This window comes from Spirochaeta thermophila DSM 6192, from assembly GCF_000147075.1.
Classification (GTDB): Bacteria; Spirochaetota; Spirochaetia; order Winmispirales; family Winmispiraceae; genus Winmispira; species Winmispira thermophila_A.
In genome coordinates this window covers 140,500-160,299 of record NC_014484.1, presented here as the reverse complement: position 1 = coordinate 160,299, position 19,800 = coordinate 140,500, and the positions used below count along the sequence as shown (strand labels likewise).

Here is a 19,800-nt window from a genome sequence, read left to right as displayed (position 1 = left end):
AAGCGCATACCTCCCACAACACGTCCGTGCATCGAGAAGGAGCACAGGTATGATCGTACCCCTCCTGGTCCTCGCCTTTCTCCTCTTTCTCTCGGCATTCTTCTCGGGGACCGAAACGGCCTTCACCTCCCTCTCCTTCGTGGATATCCAGACGCTCAAGAAAAAGGCCCCGAAGAAGGGACACCTCATAGAGAAGATGCTCTCCCAGCCCGACATCTTCCTCACCACGGTCCTCATCGGAAACAACCTCGCGAACCTCAGCGCCTCCGCCTTCACCACCACCCTCACCATCCGGCTCGCAGGGAGTACCGCGGTGGGACTCTCCACAGGGGTACTCACCATGGTGGTCCTTCTCTTCTCGGAGATCCTGCCCAAGCGCCTCGCCTTCCACCACAACACCTTCATCGCGCTCCACACCGTCCGCATCCTCTGGATACTCTCGTTCGCCTTCAGGCCCGTGATCTGGATCCTCTCCGGCATCACCCGCATCCTCCTTCCTCGGAACGAACAACCACCGCTCACCGAAGAGGCCATACTCCACACCCTCTCCCTCGCCCACAGCACCGGTGCCATCGAACCCTACAAGACCCGCATGATGCGGCGTATCATACGCTTCAGCGAGGCCACCCTCCACACCATCATGACCCACAGGACACGCATCTTCAGCCTTCCTCAGGCACTCACCGTGGGGGAAGCCCTCCCTCACGTCCTCGCGCGACCCTTCTCGCGAATCCCCCTCTACCACCAGAACCCCGAGGACATCAGCGGAATCGTGCACCTCAGGGATCTCCTCAAGGCTCACGCAGAGGGAAAGGCAGACACCCCCCTCTTCAGACTCGCCGTCACCCCCCTCTTCCTCCCCGAGACCATGCGGATCTACAACGCCTTCACCGCCCTCACCAAGGCGCAACACAAGATGGCCATCGTACTCGACGAATACGGAGGCCTCGCCGGTCTCGTAACCACCGAGGACATCATCGAGGAGATCGTGGGAGAACTCTACGACGAGAACGAGCAAAAGGAGGAGACCCCCCTCCGGCGCCTCCCACACGGCTGGTACAAGGTCGCGGGGAAGGCCCCTCTCTACCTCCTGCTGGAGACCTTCGAGCTCGATCTGGAGGAAAAACCGGATGCCTCCACGGTCGCCGGTTATCTCACGGAAGTACGCGGCACCCTCCCCGAGTCGGGAGAGGTGATCGAGACACCTCTCGGCACCTTCAAGGTGACGGTTCGCTCGAGGACGTCGATCGATTGGGTCGAGTACCTGCCACCGGGAAGAGAGGAACACGGGGAGGGCCCCCTCCCCCGCTAACCGACGAGCGTCCCTTCCTCCATCAAGACCTCCCAGGAGGAGTCCCGTCTCACCCTGATGGTAGGATTCTTCACCAGGGCATCCAGGTGGATGAGGGCCTTCGCATCCTCGTCGTAGTTGCTTCCTATGGCGAAATGACACGTGCCGTAGACCTTCTCGTCCTCGAGCATGTTGCCCACGATCCGTGCCTTCTCGTTGAGCCCTATTCCGAACTCACCGAGATGCCGCGCGTTTCTCGCGTAGACCTCCCCCTGCCCCCGAGGGAGCAACCCCTCCTGCTCGAAGGCCAGGGCCCGCTTCTTGCCTGCCTCGAGGGAAGCCGAGAGGAGCTCCGCCGCCTCGTCCTCCCCTTCCACCGAGACGACATACCCCTCCTCGAACGTCACCCGCACCGGGGTGGAGGGGATGGCGATGCCCTCCGCAAGGGCGATGCTCCCGTCGAATGCGACCATCCCCTCGGCCGAACCCACCACAGGCGAGACGAAGACCTCACCCGCCGGGAGGTTACCCCCCTCACCCGGCTCCCTGAAGAGCCCGTCGTCGAGAAACGGGGTGCGTCCCTCCACCGAGAACCGCAGATCGGTGCCCGAAGGTGAGGTGACGTGCACCTCCACGGCACCTTCGAGTCGCGCCTTCACCTTCCGGCATACCGAGGCGAGGGCCTCGTAGTCGATGTCCACCGTCCTCAGGAAGGTATCGAGGGTGAGCGAAGGAGACCAGAAGCTCCTCATCACCTTCTTCCCCTCGCGGAGGAAGCCGTGTATGTGGTCGTACTCCTTGCCCTCCCAGACGTACGGCCGGGAGAGCCCCCGTCTGTCCTTACCGAGCTTCTCCTCAGAAAGGGAGCAGAAGACCTCCGGCTCGCTCGCGAGGGCCTCTATCACCGCATCCTCTGCGTAGTCGAGACTCGTCTTCCTGGGCTGCACCACGAGGACCGGCCGTGCCCCCAGCTCTGCCGCTGCATCGTAGACCGCAGAGGCGATGCGGAAGATCTCCGCCCCCGGATTGGTCACGATGAGGACCCGTTCACCAGCCTTCACGCCGAGACTCTCCTGCACCACGGCCCGCGCGGGCTTTACGAGACGTTCGTCGTGGATACCCATAGTGAGGAAACGCACTGAGTACTCCTTCTTCTTCGGATTCGACCGATGCACGTATCGGCCCGAAAAGCTTACTCGAAACCCCTCACATAGGAAAGGCCCGCCGCCACCTTCCGGGTCTTCTCGATGTTGCTCAGGAGCAGGGCCGTGGAATCCCAATACCCCTTCAGGAAGGCCTCCCTCCTTCCCTCGGGCATGGAGACGGGGTAGGAAAAGCCCTCTCCCCGCACCACCATCTCCTCGAGGTCGATCTCCACCCGGGCCTCGGGGCGTGCCTCGGCGAGGGTCTGGAGGGCCTCCACCACCTCCTGCGAGGCCACGACCGGTGGAACCCCTATCATGGTGCAGTTGCCCGCGAAGATCTCCCCGTACGACTCGGCCACGATCGCCCGGATCCCCCAGCGCATCACCGCCTGGGCAGCGTGTTCTCTGCTCGACCCGCATCCGAAGTTGGCGTTCGCCACGAGGATGCTCGCCCCTGCGTAGCGGTTGAACGGATGGTCCGTGGGCGTGCCGTCCTCTCCGAAACGCTCGTCGTAGAAGGCGTACTCACCCATCCTCTCGAAGGTGATCTCCTTGAGATACCGGGCCGGGATGATCCTGTCGGTATCGATGTCGTTCCCACGAACCGGCACCATGGTACCCGCTATGCGGATGATGTTCGTCATAAGGCTCTCCTATCCTACCTCTCGTATATCCACTACCTCCCCTGCGATGGCCGCAGCAGCCACCATCTGCGGGGACATGAGCAGGGTGCGCCCCTTGGGACTCCCCTGACGGCCGATGAAGTTCCGGTTGCTTGAGCTCGCGCTGATCTGGTCGCCCTCGAGCCTGTCGAGGTTCATCCCCAGACAGATCGAGCATCCGGCCCCACGCCACTCGAATCCGGCATCCATGAAGATCTCGTGAAGCCCTTCCTCCTCGGCTTGCCGCTTCACCTGCATCGATCCCGGCACCACGAAGGCCCGGACATGAGGCGCCACCTTCTTGCCCCTCACCAGTTCCGCCGCGGCCCTGAGGTCGGAGATCCGGCCGTTCGTACAGCTCCCCACGAAGGCCACGTCGATCCTGGTGCCGAGGATCCGCATGCCCGGCCTGAATCCCATATGGCGGTACGCCAGCTCGGCGATCTCCCGCTCGCTCTCGGGCAGGGCCGCCGGATCCGGGAGCACGCCGTCCACGGGCACACTCTGCCCCGGCGTGATCCCCCACGTCACCATGGGCGCGATCTCGGCAGCATCGAAGACCACCACGTCATCGTAGACCGCATCCGGATCAGAGGCCACACTCCTCCAGTAGGCCACGGCCCTGTCCCACGCCTCTCCCCTGGGAGCGAACTCCCTGCCTTTGAGATAGGCAAAGGTCTTCTCATCGGGGTTCACGTATCCGATCCTCGCCCCACCCTCTATCGACATGTTGCACACCGTCATCCGACCGTCCATCTCCATGTCCTCGAAGACATCCCCTGCATACTCATAGGCGTACCCTATACCCCCCTTCACACCGAGCCGGTTGATGATGAAGAGGATCACGTCCTTCGGCGTCACCCCCGGACCGAGCCGCCCGTTCACCTCTATCTTCCTCACCTTGAGCGGCTCCATGGCGAGGGTACCCGTGGCGAGCACATCACGGATCTGACTCGTGCCGATACCGAATCCGAGCGAGCCGAAGGCCCCATGCGTCGAGGTATGCGAATCGCCGCACGCGATGGTCATACCGGGCTGGGTGAGACCGAGCTCCGGCCCTATCACATGGACGATCCCCTGACGTCCGCTCTCCAGGTTGAAGAACCTGATGCCGAACTCGCGCACGTTCTTCTCGAGCTCCTGCATCATGCGTTCCGCCTGTGGATCCACGAAGGGCCGCCCCTGGTCGTGGGTGGGAACGATGTGATCCACCGTGGCGAAGGTGCGCTCGGGGAACGCCACCTTGAGCCCCTTCTCCCTCAGGGCCGCGAACGCCTGGGGGCTCGTCACCTCGTGGAGGAGATGGAGCCCGATGAAGAGCTGGTACTGCCCCGTGGGCAGTCGATCCACCACGTGTGCCTCCCACACCTTTTGAAAGAGGGTCTTCCCGGCCATGGTCACTCCTTCCCTTTTTATGACTAAACATATCAAAAATGCTGAGCCTCGGCTATCATCCCCCGCCCTCTGACGAGACGACCTTCACCATCCGCTCGGCGATCCGATCCAGAGGGAGGACCTCCTTCGCTGCCCCCATCTCCACCGCAACCCTCGGCATCCCCCACACGATCGAAGAGGCCTCGTCCTGTGCGATGGTGTGCCCCCCCGCCTCCTTTATCCTCAGGAGTCCCTCCGCCCCGTCCTTGCCCATCCCGGTGAGAAGCACACCAAGGGTGTTCTTCCCGGCCACTTCCGCCGCAGACTCGAAGAGCACGTCGACCGAGGGACGCTGGAAGTTCACCTTCTCGTCCCGGGTGAGACGCACGTAGAGGAACTCGCCCCGCCGTTCCAGGACGAGGTGGTACCCACCCGGTGCGATGTACACTGTTCCCTTCTCGAGACGCTCCCCATCCTCGGCCTCCTTCACCCGCAGCGTGCAGAGCTCGTCCAGCCGTCGCGCGAACTGGGCGGTGAACACCGGCGGCATGTGCTGCACCACCACCACAGGCGGCATCCCCCTCGGGAGCCGGGAGAGCACCTCCTCCAACGCCACCGTGCCGCCGGTGGAGGCACCCAGCACTACGAGCTTCTCGGTGGTCTCCACCACCGAGAGATGGTGGGCAGGAGGACCTGATCTCGCCCCCTTCTCCTTGAGGAGGCGCCACTTGCCGATGAACTGATCCCTGTACCTGTAGGCCGCACGGATCTTCTCGAGGATCTGCTCACCCACCTCCCCCACGCTCGTACTGTCCCCCGGCTTGTTCACCACGTCGAAGGCCCCCAGCTCCAGAGCCCTCACCACCGCCGTCGAGTCCTTAGTGGTCACCGAGCTCACCACGACCACCGGGAGGGGGCGGTAGTGCATGAGCCGCTCGAGGAACGAGAGCCCGTCCAGACGAGGCATCTCGATGTCAAGGGTGAGGACATCGGGGTTCGTCCTGAGGATCTTGTCCCTCGCGATGAAGGGATCCGGGGCGGTCCCCGCGAGCTCCATGTCAGGAGCCCCCCCTATGAGCCGTGAGAGGACCTCCCTCACGATCGCCGAGTCGTCCACCACCAGCACGCGGATCTTCTCGCTCATGAGTCACGCCTCCGGGTTGTAGAGATCATCCACGGTCACGCCCTTTATCTGTTCGACGACCAGCCTGTTGGTGTGAGGTTCAAAGAGGACCCTCCTCCCGTAGTCCCCGCCCGTGTTCATCTGGAGCACATAGACGCCATGCTCCTTGAGCAGCCTGAGTGCGACCTCCACGTTCCTGTCACCCACGAAGAAGATCTCCCGCTCGTCGAAGACCACGAACGCCCCGCCTATCACCGAGGCCAGCAGATCCTCCTTCCGGGATCCCGCCTTCCCCAGGAACTTCGAGAGCAAGACCCGTATGGCCACGTCACCGTACTTGGTGCTCCGCTGTTCGTCCGTGGGGGCCACGGGGAGGAGGTAGTGGCACATCCCCCCTATACGCTGCACCTTGTCGTGGAGGCACACCGCCACACATGACCCCAGCACGGTCTTTACGAGCATGTGGCGTCGGGAGAAGATAAGCTCTCCGGGATGCAGGAAGTACTCGTGCATATCACCCCCTCTTGGTGTAGATGGAAGCCTTGAGGTGAAGAAACCGGTGGCGCACACCCACGAGGCTCTCCGAGAGGCCCAGGATGAGATACCCTTCCGGTTTCACCACGTCGTAGACCTTCGAGAGGATCCGCTCCTTCTCGGGGAGGTCGAAATAGATGAGCACATTCCGGAGGAACACCACATCGAACATGCGTCTGAACGGATAGGGGTCCATGAGGTTGAGGCGCCTGAACGTCACCAGCCTCTTCACCTCATCCTTCACCTCGAGGATACCCTCCCTCTCGTCGAACCTGCAGTAGCGCGCGAGGAGATGGTCGTACGGAGACGACTGGATTTTCCTCAGCGGATAGACACCAGCATGCGCCACGTACAAGACCTCGGGCGAGATGTCCGTACCCAGGATCTTGAGATCCCGCGCATCCACATCGGGGAGGGCATCCCTCACCACCATGGCGATACTGTACGTCTCCTCTCCGGTGGCGCACCCCGCGCTCCATATCCTCACATAGGGTTCCTCCCTGCCTCTTCCCTGGAGATACTCACGTACCACCGGGAAGTGCAGGGACTCACGGAAGAAGTAGGTGTAGTTCGTGGTGAGGAGGTGGACGAAGAGCCCCCTGAGCTCCCCCGTGTGGTCCTCGCGGAGCGCCTCGTAGAGCTCCTCGAACGAGGAGAACCTCCGATCAGGCCCCACGAGCCGCATGAGGCGGTATTCGAGGAGATACCGCTTGTACTCCTTGAGCCGTATCCCGGTGATCTCGTAGAAGAGCCCGGAAAGCCGGGTGAACATCGAGGGAGAGAGGGCGGACATCATCTTCCCCTAGAAGATGATGATGGAGTCGTCCGTGGGTGAGACATCCTCTTCCCATTCCTCTCCCAGGAACTTCCTGTAGAAATCCTTGAGGAGGAGACGTTCCCGCTTGGTCGTGATCCTCGATTTGAGTCGCTCGAGGATGGCCCTCACCACCTCCTTGTTCTCCCTGTAACTCTCCTCACGGGAGACGAAGTCCTCGAGGTGTTTCTGGAGACCCTGCATGAGCTCCTCGACAAAGGCATCCCGGTGGAGCAACTCCTCCTGGACGATCACCAGTTGCTGGGCGATCTCGAAGAACCGCATGAGGAGCCGGTTCGCCTCACGCCCGTACTCTTCGATGTTGCCGATACGCTTGAGCTGCATCTCGAACGAATCCGAGATCCTGCGGACGCTCTCGTCGTATCGATCAAGCTCCTGGGTGAGGGAACTCGATTCCCCCATGATCCGTTCGAGTTCCTCAAGTTTCTCGAGTTGGATCCTCCTCTCTTTCTCCACGGTCTGGGTGGTGAGGCTCACCCTCCCTGTGATCTCCTTTGCGAAGAGGGACACCTTCTCGGAGAGGGTCCTGAGTTCCCTGGCGATGAGGGTGAAGCTCCTGTCCCCCGCCTTGCTCGCCTCGATGCTCAGTTTGAACGAGACCATCTTCACGTTCTCCGCAATCTCTGAGATCTCTTTCACCACAGAAGGGATACCCTTGAGTTCATCGAAGTACCGCTCCATGCTGAGAGAGAACTCGTACTTCACCTTCTCCATCACTTCGAAGAATTCCTCGAGCCTCCTCCTCTGGAGGAGGAGGAACTCCCTCGCCTCCTCCTGTTGGCGTTTCATCTCGGGGATGTCCCCGGCGAGGACCTTGAGGGTCTTCTCCAGCATCTCCCGCATCGGCGCGATCTCCTGGAAGCTCTGGGAGACCTCCTTCACGATGAGCTGATCCGACAGCTCGTCCCACCGTTTTATGAGGTCGTGGACGATGGAGACCTCCACCAGCCCGCGGGACATGCTCCTGGAGAGCTCGAGCTTCTCCGAGATCACCTCCTTCATCTTCTTTACGACTGTCCCCAGTATCACCAGGGAGGCGAGGATGTACCGTCGGCTGATCACTTCGAATCCCGCCACGCCGCGGAGGAGCTTCTTGAGATCGACTCCTTTGAGGCCATCGATCCTCTTCCGTTCCTCCTCTATGAGCTTCGCGAACTCGGTCTCTGAGGAGAACACCCTATCCAACATGGACCGGGACTCCTCGACCTCGGCAGGCAGAGGAGAGAGGTACTCCTCTTGAAGGGAGAGCATGTCCCTGTAGATGTCGCCGATCGCGAGGAGAAGCTGGAGGGAGACACCCCGATAGGCATCGATGGTGTGCTCTACCACCTGTTCCAACTCCACTATGTAGCGCCGCTCCCTCCTCAGGAAAACCACGAGGCCGAGGAGGACGAAAAGCACCACGAGGAGGAGGGGGAGAAACGTCCATCCCTCCATGTCGAACACCTGCATCATCACGAGTAGCAACAGAGAAGCGACAAGCCCTACTTCAGCGAGGACGGTGAGTGCACGGATCGAGGCGAACCAGGAGCTCGTTCGTTTCATGCTTATCCCTTACGCTGGGAGGGAGAGGGTTCCGGTGAGACCTTCTGGGGCTCCACCTTCTCCGAGATCTTCACTACTTCTTCGGTGCTCAGGATCTCCTCGAGATTGAGGAGGAGGACGAGTCGGTCATCCAGCTGCACCAGCCCGTAGAGGTAGTGCGACTTCATCTTGCCCCCTACGCTGGGCATCTTCTCCACCCGTGTATCCGGTATCTCCACCACGTCCTCCACCGCATCGACGGCGAGGCCGACCAGGTAGGGACTGCGGGGACTCAAGACCTCCACCACGATGAAGACCGTCCGATCCGTGTAGGGTCTCTCCTCGAAGCCGAACTTGAGCCTCAGATCTATGATCGGCACGATCCTTCCCCTGAGATTGACCACCCCCTTGAGGAAGCGGGAGGTGTCGTGCAACCTGGTGATGGGGATGTATCGTACCACCTCCTGGACCTTGGCGATGGGGATCCCGTAGTGTTCCTCCCCGAGGGAAAAGAGCAGATACTTGTTGAGAACCGGATCAGCCATAGGGCCTCCTCTTCAGATTACCCGAGGTACATCTTCACCACCTTGATGAACTTCTCGCCCTCGAAAGGCTTTATGATCCATCCGGTGGCACCGGACTCCCTGGCAGCTATGATCTTCTCTTTGTCGGTCTCCGTGGTGAGCATGATGATGGGCGTGGTCTTGTCCAGGGCCCTCACCTCCTTGAGGAGGGAGAGACCGTCCATCTCCGGCATGTTCACATCGAAGATATAGAGCGCGATCTTGCCCAGGTGTTCCTTGATGATAGGCAGGGCATCCTTTCCGTTGGATGCCGTGAGTATCTGGGAATACCCATGCATCTGGAGTGTCTGACTCACGATCCTGAGGATGACCTCCGAGTCGTCCACCACCATGATGTGTTTCATTCACACCTCCCTCAATACCGTCTTGGCCGCCGATCTGGCCTCCGCCTCTTCTATCAATCCCTGGATGTCGAGGACGAAACCTATACTCCCGTCCCCGAATATGGTACCACCAGAGAGATAGCGATAACCGGAGAGCAATCCCCCCAGATTCTTGATCACCACCTCCTGCTTTCCCACGATCTCGTCCACCACCACGCAGTAGGAGGAACGCTCGTGGAGCACGAGGACCCCGAGGAAGGAATCCCCTTCTTCGTGCCTCTCCTCTCCTAGGATGCGATGGGAGAAGAGCACGGGGATGTGCCGCCCCCGATGGAACAGGAGGGTGGCGTTCTGCTCCTCCTCCATACGGAGTCGGTCCCGGGGTATCACGGCGATCTCCTCCACCGCCCCGAAGGGGAAGATGTACCGATTCTTCCCGATCACCGTGACGAGTCCGTCGATGATGGCCAGGGTGAGGGGAAGTCCGATGATGAATCGGGTGAACTTCCCCTCTTCGCTCTCCACCTCGACCCTGCCGTGGATGGACTCGAGATTCTTCTTCACCACGTCCATCCCCACCCCCCTGCCCGAGGTGGTGTCCACCCGTTCCTTGGTGGAGAACCCTGGAAGGAAGAGGAGGTCGTAGACCTCCTTCTCGCTCATCCGCCCCGCATCCTCCTTGCGGACGAGGCCGAGGAGCAGGGCCTTCTCCACCACCTTCTTGCGGTCGATACCCCGTCCGTCGTCCTCCACCACGATCTGGATGCCGCTCCCCCGGTGTTCCGCGCGCAGGGAGATCTTGCCGACCCTGAGCTTCCCCGCCTTCTCCCGTTCCTCGGGGGATTCGATACCGTGATCCACGGCGTTCCGCACGAGGTGGAGCAGGGGGTCGTAGAGCACCTCCAGCATGTTCCTGTCGAGTTCCGTCTCCTCTCCCTCGGTGTCCACGATGATCGCCTTGCCGAGCTCCTCCGCGGTATGCCGTATGGCCACCCTGAGCCGGTTGAAGAGATCGCCCATGGGGAGCATGCCGAGTGAGAGGACCAGGTTCTTGATGGTCGAGGTGGTCGTCTCCAGGCTCGTGAGCGTCCTGTCGAGCCGCTCCCTGTCCTCCTCTGCCAGAAGGTGTTGCTGGAGCATCGATTGATGGATCACCAGCTCCCCCACCAGATCGATGAGCATGTTGAGCTTCTCGTTGGAGACCTTCACGTATCCCAGCCGTCTCGCCTTGGCCCGCTGATCCTGCTGTTTCTTGAGGGCCCCCACCACGTCCTCCGGCATCACGAGCCGCTCCTCAACAGCGAGTTTCCCCAGGGGCATCCGTTCTCCCCCTCCCTTCTCCTGACGCTCAAGGAGCACGTGGAGGTCTTCGGGCTTCAGCTTCCCCTCCTCCTGGAGGATCTCGCCGATCTTCTTCACCGTATATTCCGTGAGTATACGCTCCATGAGGTGGAGGTAGGTGAAGATATCCACCTGGAGGAATGCCTGGGTCATCTTCTCCCGTTCGAATCCGGAGGTCTCCATGATGTCGAGCAACACCCTGATGAGTTCTATCCCGTAGAACACCACATCGATGAGATCCCGAGAGAGAAAGATCTTGTCATCGCGCACGAGGACGAAGAGATCCTCTATACTGTGACTGACCTCCTCTATGTTCCTGAGGCCGAGGAACGCGGAAGACCCCTTGATCGTATGGAAGTTCCGGAAAATGTCGTTGACGAGTTCCTTGTTCGTGGGATCGTACTCGAGATCGAGGAGCGTGTACTGGGCCTCGTTGAGGTGGTCGGACGCCTCGTGGAAGAACTGCGAGAGAAGCCGGTCGTCGTCCACGAGGGCGTCGAAGTAATCGGAGGGATACCGGGGACGCCCCTTCTCCTCCCGTGGGGCTGAGGAGGAGAGCATCTCCTTGAGTCGAGGGATGAAGGATCTGAGGTGGGCCGCGAAGGTCTTCGCCTCGATCTTCCTCGTGAAGAAGAGGATGAGATCACCCACCACCCCCGAGAGGAGCTCCACGAAGCCGGCCTCCAACCCCGGATCCGAGGCGAGCCGGTCCGAGATCTGGAGAAAGGTAGCGAGCACGCCTTCGAGTTTCTTGAGCGAAGGGGTCCTCTCGAACTCCCTCCGGACCTCACCGAGGAGCTCCCGGATCTCGGCGAGTGCGATCACATCCCCTGGAACATACGAGGAGAGACACCGTTCCAACGTCTTCAGGTTCTTCAGAAGAGCCTTCACTCTCACCCCCTGGCTGCCCGACACTATACAGTATGGTAGCCTCCCTCGTGAAATTCAAGGAAACAGGGGGGAATGTCCGCACTTTTTCGCTGAGCCCCTCAAGGGATCACGGGATCTCCATCACCCCGAGGGCGTAGAGGAGGACGAGAAGATCGAGTTCCAGCTGCCCTGGATCGTCGGTCTCCCGGGCCTTCTTGAGGAGCCACCACCACACGCCGAGGCGCTGATCCAGCCGGCAGGCCTTTTCGAACACCGTGCCCTCTTCTACGTTCCTCGCCTCTGCACACAGGAGGACGAGCCTCTTGCCCACCTCTCCGAGGGTCTCCCTGCACTCCTCCTTCCTCCCCTCGAGGAAGAGGTCGACCGCTTCCGTGATCCCCTTCCGGATCGTCTCCACCTCCTTCGAAGGAAGGCCCATCCTGAAGAGGAGTCTGCTGCATTGGGCAGGGAGCGATCGGAGCATCCTCTCCCGCACCTCTTCCTGTTCACCCCCGGTCACCAGTCGGTAGAACTCCCCCGGTCTCCCGAGGAGGTTCGCGAGGGCGATGGCGAGCTGTGTCTTGAGTACGCGATTCGGAGAACGGTGCATGAGAGGAATGATCTCCCATGCCGCCTCCAGCACACCCAGTTTCGCCGCGGCCGTGGCCCCCGAGACCTTAAGATGCTCGGGCGACTCCTCGTCCTTGAGGGTGGAGAGGAGCACGCCTGCGGCCTCCTCGCCCCCTATCTCCCCCAGGGCATAGGTACAGGCGAGCTGGAGCTCCGGGGAAGAAGAAGTGAGCCCCTCGATGAGCGCCGGGATGGCCCGCGGGTCACCGATCGCCCCCAGGGCCCGGGCCGCCTCCACCCTGAGGGAGGAGGAGTCGTCACGGAGGTGGGAGACGAGCAGGTCCACGGCCGAGGAGGCCCGCAGTCTGGCGAGCGCCTGTATCGCCTCACGCCGCACTTCCTCGTCGGGGTCGTTGAGCCGCGCCTTCACCTCCTCCAGGAGGAGGCTGTCTCGCTCGTTCACCGCCCTCAGGGCCGAGACCACACGCTCGGAGGGGGCGGATCCGCGGATGATACCCATGTTCACGTAGGTCCGGACCACCCCCGGGTTGGCGAGCCGGGCGAGGACATACCGGGCCGTCTTGCCCTTCCCTTCTTCGATACCCATGAGCACCATGAGGGCCACGGCACACAGGAACAACGAGAGCGAGAGCACCACCTGGAACCCGTCCACCGGCCCCACCCCCCGGATGGAGAAGGAGGCTGCATCCACGGCATCGCTTATCACGCCGCCCAGCGCCGATCCTCCCGCCGATGCCACACCCCACACGAGCCAGAACCAGGCCACGTAGGAGACCCTTCCCCGCTCAGGGGCGAGAGAGAGCATCATCTGTTGCATACCGTCCCAAAGCGGGGGGCCGAAGATGCCGGTCACGATGGAAGCGAGGGGGATGATCACCTGGTAGTTCGTCGGCGAGAGGAACAGGAACCCCACCCACGAGAGACGTCCCAGGACGCCGAGCACCACCGCCGGTTTCCTCCCGAACCGGTCCATGGAGAGCCCCCAGAGGGGTGCGGTGAGCACCCAGGTGATCTGGAAGAGTATGAACTGGATCCCCAGCCAGAAGTTGGGGGCCCCCACGTGCCGCGGATCCACGATATAGGGGGACAGGAAGGGCATCGAGAGGTTCACGGCGAAGAGGACGGTCCCTATGACGAAGAGGAAGGGCCTGAAGCGCTCGTCCTTGAGAGGTTCCCACAGCCCCTTGAAACCGACACCCTGCTCCCGCTCATGGGATCTCGCCGGCATGGGCAGATGGAAGAGGATGTCCGCGAGCCCCCCTATCCCACCGATGATGAACACCACACCCCAGAAGAGAAAGACACCCTCCTCGGGAACCAGATCGAGCGAAAGACTCACCGCGAAGAACCAGATCATGTTCACCACATTGGAAAGGGCGGAACGTTTTCCGAAGAACTCCGCCCGGATCTCCTCGGGGAAGAGATCCGCCATCCAGGACCACCACCCTGAACCCGTGAGGTTGGTGAGGGCCCAGCTCACCCCCATGGTCACGACAATGATCCAGAACCCCGTCTCCTTGTCGCCCCCCGATGCCACGGAGAAGGCCACACCGGCGAGCACGAAGCTGTGAAGCCGATGGATGACATGGGTGATGAGCCACAACCATTTCGGCGTCTTCACCATGTTGAAGAGGGGCACCGCGAAGATCTGAAGCACCCCCATCATGGAGATGACCGCGATGAGGAGACCCAGGCCGCTCGCCCCTGCCCCAAGATGATTCTTTATGAACACGTTGAAGAGCGACTGAGGGGAACACACCTGGAACCAGAAGACGAACGCCACCCCACTCAGGAGGGAATAGCGCATGGTCCGCTTGAGCTCTCTCTGGGAAAGCATACCTGCTCCTCAGTGTAAGGATCTTCGAGTCTTGTGAAGGCGAGGCGCCCCTATCCCCGCTCCTTGAGATAGGTGGCGACGGTATTGATCTCCAGGAAGTTCGAGCTGTTGCTCTGATGCGGCGGGGATCCTGCGAGGATCAACACCAGATCCTCGGGACGGACATCCCCTTCCGTGAGGAGAGAGGAGATGCTCTCCTTCACCAGCTCGTCGGTGCTCTCGGGAAGTTCTATCACCCGGGGGTACACCCCATACGAGAGGGCCAGCCTTCGGGCCACGCGGGAATCATGGCAGAAGACATACACCGGTGTCTTGCCCCTGAAAGAGGACACCAGCCTCGCGGTCCTCCCGGTGTAGGTATGCACGATGATGGCCGCGATGGGAAGCCGGTAGCTCGCCTTCATGGCCACCTGCGAGAGGAAGTAGCGCACAGGGTTGGTATAGCCTACGATGTCGTGTTCAGGGAGCTCGGGCCTCATCTTCTCGGCCGTGGAGGCCACTCGCACCATGGTCTTCACCGCCTCCACGGGGTACTTGCCGTACGCAGTCTCTCCGCTGAGCATGAGGGCGTCCGTACCGTCGAGCACCGCGGTGGCGATGTCCGTCACCTCGGCCCTGGTCGGCCGGGGGTTCTCTATCATGGAGTGGAGAAGCTGGGTGGCGGTGATCACCGGCTTCGCCCGCTCCATGCACAGACGTATGAGCCTCTTCTGGATCGCCGGGACCTCCTCGGCCGGTATCTCTATCCCCAGGTCTCCCCGCGCGATCATGAGCCCGTCACATGTGTCGAGGATACCCTCGGCGTGGTCCACCCCCTCCCGGTTCTCGATCTTGGCGATGATCCCCACCGTGCCGGCATCCCCTCCCGCCCTCTCGAGGGCCTCTCTCACCTCCTCCACATCCTCCCGGCTGCGCACGAAGGAATGAGCGATGTAGTCCACCCCTTCTTCCACGGCGAAGCGTACGTATTCCCTGTCCTTGCCGGTGAGCGCCGGAAGCGAGAGGTGCACGCCCGGGACGTTGATGCTCTTCTTGTCCTTGACCACCCCTTCGTTCTCCACCCTGCATACCAGCCGACCTGCCTTCCGCTCCTCCACCAGGAGGCCGATCTCCCCGTCGTCGATGAGGAGTCTCGCCCCTTCCGGCACATCCTCGACGAACCGCTCGTACGAGGTGGAGAACCAGGGGGCATCCTCAACAGGTTCACCCCCCACCCATACCACATCTCCCTCCTGCACCTCGAGCGGGGCCCCACCGAGCCGTGTTCTCACCTCGGGGCCCTTGGTATCGAGCACGATCGCCACATGGGATGAGACCTTGCGGATCGCATCCACCACCCGTTTGCTCGTCTCGGGTGTCTGGTGCGCGGTGTTGAGCCTGAACGCGTCCACCCCTTCCTCGATGAGGGCTTTGATGAAGGAGAAGTCGCACCGACTGTCGGAGATCGTCGCTATGATCTTGGTATTCTTTCTCATGGCCGGCTCCCGGTCAGTATGATCCCAGGTGTTGTATCACAATTCCAGTGAAAAGAAAATATCGTTTTCTCGTCATCTTCTATTGAAATCTCCCGAGTCATGTAAAACAATAGATTATGGGGGTCCATGTATGAGAACCTCCCGCACACCAGGAGGAGGCGGCCCATGCTCAAGAACCTGAGACTGTCCTACAAGATCATCCTCATCGCCCTCATCATCATCGTGCTCTACTCGCTCTTCGTGCTGCTCTACGTCTATCCGGAGGTGAGGAAGGACCTCTACGCGGAGAAATACCTCAAGACCCGACACGTGGTCGAAGTGGCCTATGGCGTGCTTGTGTTTTACGCACAAAAGGCCCAAGAGGGAGTGTTTTCCACACAGGAGGCGCAGGAGCGCGCGAAGGAGCTTGTGCGACAGTTACGCTACGAGCAAGAAGAGTACTTCTGGATAAACGACACCCGTCCCTACATGGTGATGCACCCCTACAAACCTGAACTGGAAGGTACCGACCTCTCCGATTACGAAGATCCCAACGGCAAGAAGCTCTTTATGGAGATGGTGAAGGTGTGTAACGAGAAGGGTGCCGGATTCGTGGACTACATGTGGCCCAAACCGGGTTTCGACAACCCCGTACCCAAGATCTCGTACGTGAAGCTGTTCGAGCCGTGGGACTGGATCATAGGGAGCGGGATCTACCTCGACGACGTGGAGGCCGAGACCGGGGCCCTCTTCAACCTCATCCTCGTCTCCATCGCCGTCATCGTGGCCATCTCCCTCGGTCTTGCCATCCTCATGGCGCGGAGCATCTCCCTCCCCATCACCAACGTGAGCGGCAACCTCCTCGCCTCCTCCAACCAGCTCGAATCGGCCGCCACCCAGGTCTCCTCCTCCAGCCAGGAACTCTCCAGCGGCGCGAGCGAGCTCGCAAGCTCGGTCGAGGAGATCACCAGCAACATGGAGGAACTCCAGTCCATCATCGAGTCCAACACCAAGACCGTCACCGAGGCAGAGCTCCTCATGAAGGAGACCAACGAGAGCGCCGGCCTCTCCACCCGGCAGACCGAGGAACTCCAGAACGCCATGACCCTCATAAGCGAGAACGCCAGAAAGATCGTCAAGATCAACAAGGTCATCGACGACATCGCCTTCCAGACGAGCATCCTCGCCCTCAACGCCGCCGTGGAGGCCGCCAGGGCCGGTGAGGCCGGCAGGGGCTTCGCCGTGGTCGCCGAGCAGGTCAAGTCCCTCGCCCAGAAGAGCGCCGAGGCCGCAAAGGAGACCACCGAGCTCATCGAGACCGTGGTCGACAGCATAGACTCCGGCCAGGAGAAACTCTCCACCGTCAAGGAGAGCGCCCTCAAGGTGAGCACCCTCGCCGGCAAGGTCAACGTCCTCCTCGACGAGATCACCACCGCCTTCAAGGAACAGTCCAGGGGTGTCTCCCAGGTCACCAAGGCCATCTCCCAGGTCAACACCGTGGTACAGGGGACGGCCGCCTCCTCCGAGGAGACGGCCAGTGCCGGTGAGGAGCTCCTCTCCCAGGTGGAACAGCTCCGTGAGGTCGTGGTGGTCCTCAACCGCATCGTGAACGGCGCCCGCGCCGCCGCCGCCGCCCACGCGGACGGCGAACACCACACCGAGAAGGACCGTCCCCCCGCCAAGACACCGCCCCGGACCACACCCCCACCAAGGGATCCCCACGACCACAAGGACGTCGAGATCATACGCCCCGAGGAGACGCTCCCCCTCGACGACTTCAAGGACTTCTGAGGAAGGAAGGGTGAGTACTCTGAAGAATAAGGAGCTGTCTCCCGATGAGAACATGGAGAACACCAGAACTCTTCACCGTAGAGAGTGAGAGGAATCCACGAAGAAACGAGGGAGTAGGACGTGGGCGGGCTTCTCGAACGGGCGAAACGCTATAGGGCGGAAGGTGGCTTCATCATCATGGAGGAAACCGGTCCTTCGGAGACAAGACGACCGACTCTCAACAAAGAGGAAGAGCAAGAAATCCTCAAAGAGATAGAGGAGATCGTCGAAAAGGAGCGTATCCGGGTCGACGAGACCACCTTCCGTATCACTGCGAGAAAAAGAGGAGTGTTCCTTCCGCTCCTCATCAATGTGTTGGCACTCCTCGCCATCGCGGGCGCCTTCATCGGCTTCCGATACCTCACCACACAGGAGCAGGAGAAAATCGCCTCGGGCAGGGGAACCATCAACGCCGTGGAGGCCCGTCTCATCCAGGAGATCCAGCGGGAAGCCCAGGAGAAGCTCAGGGCAAAGGAGCAGGAGATCGCTTCAATCCAGAAACGGCTTCAGGAACTGCAGGCTCAGCAGGAACAGCTCCAGACCGAGATGGAGGAGCGCATCAGGGAGAAAGAGATCCAGCTCCGGGAGCAACTCTCCCTTGAACTGGCAAAGGAAAGAGAGCGCCTTCAGGCCGCCGGTGTACCTGAGGAACAGATAGAGACCAGACTTGCCGAGTTCGAAGCCCAGAAGCAGCAGGAATTCGAGCAGGAACTCGCCCGGTTCAGGGAGGAGGCGGAGGAGGAAAGGCAGCGACTCCTCGAGACCATCACCCGCCTCCGGGAGGAGTACCAGGCTACCCTCACCCGCCTCACACAGGAGCGGGAGACCCTCCAGACCGAGTTCCAGCGGCGCGAGGCCGAACTACGGAGGCAGTACGAGGCCCGAACCGAGGCCCTCCAGGCTCAGACGAGGGAGGCGCAGACCGCACTCGAGGAGGCCAGGGCCGAACTCGGACGTCTCTCCCGCATGGAGGAAGAGGCGCGGGCCGTGGAGAACCAGATCCTGGGCCTCTACCGGGAGATCAGGTCTGCCATCCAAAACCAGGAGTACGGCCGGGCACGCGAACTCCTCACCGCGCTTCAGGACCTCCTCACGCAGCCTCGGGTCGCAGCACTCACCCCCCTCTCGGGCAGAAGGCAGATCGACCTCTTCATTACCGAGACCCTCTCCAGGCTCATCGAGCAGGAACAGCAGGCCCGCCTCGACACCGCCACCCTCCTCGCCCAGAGCCGACTCCTCTCGAGGATCGAGGACCTCGTCGCCCAGGCCCGTACGGCCCTCTCTTCCGGGGATACGGCAAGGGCCGAGGAGCTCTACACCGCCGCGCTCGATGCGATCCCGGCCGTCAAGGAGAGTCACGAGTATCTCCTCCAGATGGTGAGCGAGGAAGAAGCCCGCCGTAGGGAGGCCCTCACCAGCGCCCTCTCCCGTGCGGAGGATGCCTACCGGCGGGGATCCCATCAGGAGGCCCTCGCAGCCTACAGGGAAGCCCTCACCTATCTCCCGCTTCCCGCCTCCCGGAGGGAGGCCCTCGTATCTTCGCTCCTCGACATAGGGGGGCGCACGGCCCTCGCCCGCGTGGAGAGGGAAGGAGAGGATGCCGCCTCCACCCTCCTCACCCAGGCCCGGAGCCGGGAGGCCGAAGGAGACTATCCCTCGGCCATGGAAGCCTATGCCCGTATCCTCTCCCGTCTCTCCCGGACACCTGCGGGGAGGCAGGCCTTCGAGGGTCTCACCCGCAGTATGCGGGCGTACAACAGGCAGGTGGAACAGGAGGACACGGCCCACGAGAGAGAGGCCGCCCGGTTCATGGAGCAGATCTCGTCCCTGGAAGAACAGATCGAAGCACTCAGATCCGAAAACACCCGCCTCAGGGAAGAACGCGATCGCATGGCCCGGGAGACGCCTACCCTCCCGCCGGAAGAGGAAGCACAGCTCCAAAGGGAGATAGAGCGGCTCACCCAGGAGAACGACACCCTCACCGTGAAGATCCAGGAACTGACCCGGCAACTCGCAGCAGCACAGGAAGAGCTCGAAGCACGCCCACCTGCCACTACGGACGAGGAACTCGCATCCCTCAAAGCCAGGATCGAAACCCTCGAGGAAGCCGAGGCTCGACTCGAGGCTCTGAGTCGGGGCTATGCCTCCTATGCCCGGAGCGAGGATCAGCTCCTGAGCCGCTACGGCGAGCAGGGGAGGGTGGAGGCGAAGTCATATCTCGACGCGTTCCTCGGTTCTTCGGAGGTGGAAGCCACCTTTCCGGGACTCCTCACCCGGATCAAGGAGTACGACCGGGCCTTCGAGAAGGCGGGAAGGGAGGCAGCACTCCTCGAGGTAATCGACCTGGTGGAGGCACTCACTGTGCTCCCCTCGCGTGAGGAGAGGCTCGATTTCCTGGAGGAGCAGGCACAAGAGGCAGAGGAGGGTTCTCTCCTCAGAGAGGTGATCCAGGCGCTCAAAATCCTCCTGGGGAAATGATCGA

The 19,800-nt window shown here is 61.6% G+C and carries 15 protein-coding genes; 3 read left to right on the top strand and 12 right to left on the bottom strand.

What is annotated here, in order from left to right; genetic code table 11:
- Positions 1-49: 49 nt before the first annotated feature.
- Entirely contained in the window at positions 50-1,312 is a 1,263-nt protein-coding gene (locus STHERM_RS00630) for a hemolysin family protein (protein ID WP_013312943.1), read from the top strand.
- Here the strand turns inward: STHERM_RS00630 and STHERM_RS00625 are convergent.
- From STHERM_RS00625 to pyk, 12 genes are all read right to left on the bottom strand, one after another.
- Positions 1,309-2,430: an aminopeptidase gene (locus tag STHERM_RS00625; RefSeq protein ID WP_148223839.1), complete on the bottom strand. Its 1,122-nt coding sequence runs from the start codon at positions 2,428-2,430 to the stop codon at positions 1,309-1,311. The genes STHERM_RS00630 and STHERM_RS00625 overlap by 4 nt on opposite strands.
- A gap of 53 nt (positions 2,431-2,483) precedes the next feature.
- Positions 2,484-3,080, bottom strand: coding sequence for a 3-isopropylmalate dehydratase small subunit (gene leuD, locus STHERM_RS00620; protein ID WP_013312941.1), 597 nt, complete (start codon positions 3,078-3,080; stop codon positions 2,484-2,486).
- Between the two features lie 9 nt (positions 3,081-3,089).
- Entirely contained in the window at positions 3,090-4,493 is a 1,404-nt protein-coding gene (leuC, locus tag STHERM_RS00615) for a 3-isopropylmalate dehydratase large subunit (protein ID WP_013312940.1), read from the bottom strand.
- Between the two features lie 55 nt (positions 4,494-4,548).
- On the bottom strand, positions 4,549-5,616 hold the full coding sequence (locus STHERM_RS00610; protein WP_013312939.1) for a protein-glutamate methylesterase/protein-glutamine glutaminase: 1,068 nt from the start codon (positions 5,614-5,616) through the stop codon (positions 4,549-4,551).
- A gap of 3 nt (positions 5,617-5,619) precedes the next feature.
- Complete coding sequence (locus STHERM_RS00605) at positions 5,620-6,108, bottom strand: chemotaxis protein CheD (protein ID WP_013312938.1); 489 nt, start codon at positions 6,106-6,108, stop codon at positions 5,620-5,622.
- Between the two features lies 1 nt (position 6,109).
- Positions 6,110-6,922 (bottom strand): CheR family methyltransferase, encoded by an 813-nt coding sequence (locus STHERM_RS00600; RefSeq protein ID WP_013312937.1) that lies wholly within the window; start codon positions 6,920-6,922, stop codon positions 6,110-6,112.
- Between the two features lie 9 nt (positions 6,923-6,931).
- On the bottom strand, positions 6,932-8,509 hold the full coding sequence (locus STHERM_RS00595; RefSeq protein WP_013312936.1) for a methyl-accepting chemotaxis protein: 1,578 nt from the start codon (positions 8,507-8,509) through the stop codon (positions 6,932-6,934).
- Between the two features lie 2 nt (positions 8,510-8,511).
- Positions 8,512-9,033, bottom strand: coding sequence for a chemotaxis protein CheW (locus STHERM_RS00590; protein WP_013312935.1), 522 nt, complete (start codon positions 9,031-9,033; stop codon positions 8,512-8,514).
- A 17-nt stretch (positions 9,034-9,050) separates the two neighbouring features.
- Positions 9,051-9,416, bottom strand: coding sequence for a response regulator (locus STHERM_RS00585; protein ID WP_013312934.1), 366 nt, complete (start codon positions 9,414-9,416; stop codon positions 9,051-9,053).
- Positions 9,417-11,627, bottom strand: a complete 2,211-nt coding sequence (locus STHERM_RS00580) for a chemotaxis protein CheA (RefSeq protein WP_013312933.1) — start codon at positions 11,625-11,627, stop codon at positions 9,417-9,419.
- A gap of 106 nt (positions 11,628-11,733) precedes the next feature.
- Positions 11,734-14,034, bottom strand: a complete 2,301-nt coding sequence (locus tag STHERM_RS00575; RefSeq protein ID WP_013312932.1) for an MFS transporter — start codon at positions 14,032-14,034, stop codon at positions 11,734-11,736.
- 50 nt (positions 14,035-14,084) lie between these two features.
- Positions 14,085-15,509: a pyruvate kinase gene (gene pyk, locus STHERM_RS00570; RefSeq protein WP_013312931.1), complete on the bottom strand. Its 1,425-nt coding sequence runs from the start codon at positions 15,507-15,509 to the stop codon at positions 14,085-14,087.
- A gap of 165 nt (positions 15,510-15,674) precedes the next feature.
- On the opposite strand from pyk, the gene STHERM_RS00565 reads away from it, so the two are divergent.
- Together STHERM_RS00565 and STHERM_RS00560 are read left to right on the top strand one after the other, a co-directional pair.
- On the top strand, positions 15,675-17,279 hold the full coding sequence (locus STHERM_RS00565) for a methyl-accepting chemotaxis protein (RefSeq protein ID WP_013312930.1): 1,605 nt from the start codon (positions 15,675-15,677) through the stop codon (positions 17,277-17,279).
- 120 nt (positions 17,280-17,399) lie between these two features.
- On the top strand, positions 17,400-19,796 hold the full coding sequence (locus STHERM_RS00560) for a hypothetical protein (RefSeq protein WP_013312929.1): 2,397 nt from the start codon (positions 17,400-17,402) through the stop codon (positions 19,794-19,796).
- Positions 19,797-19,800: the final 4 nt, after the last annotated feature.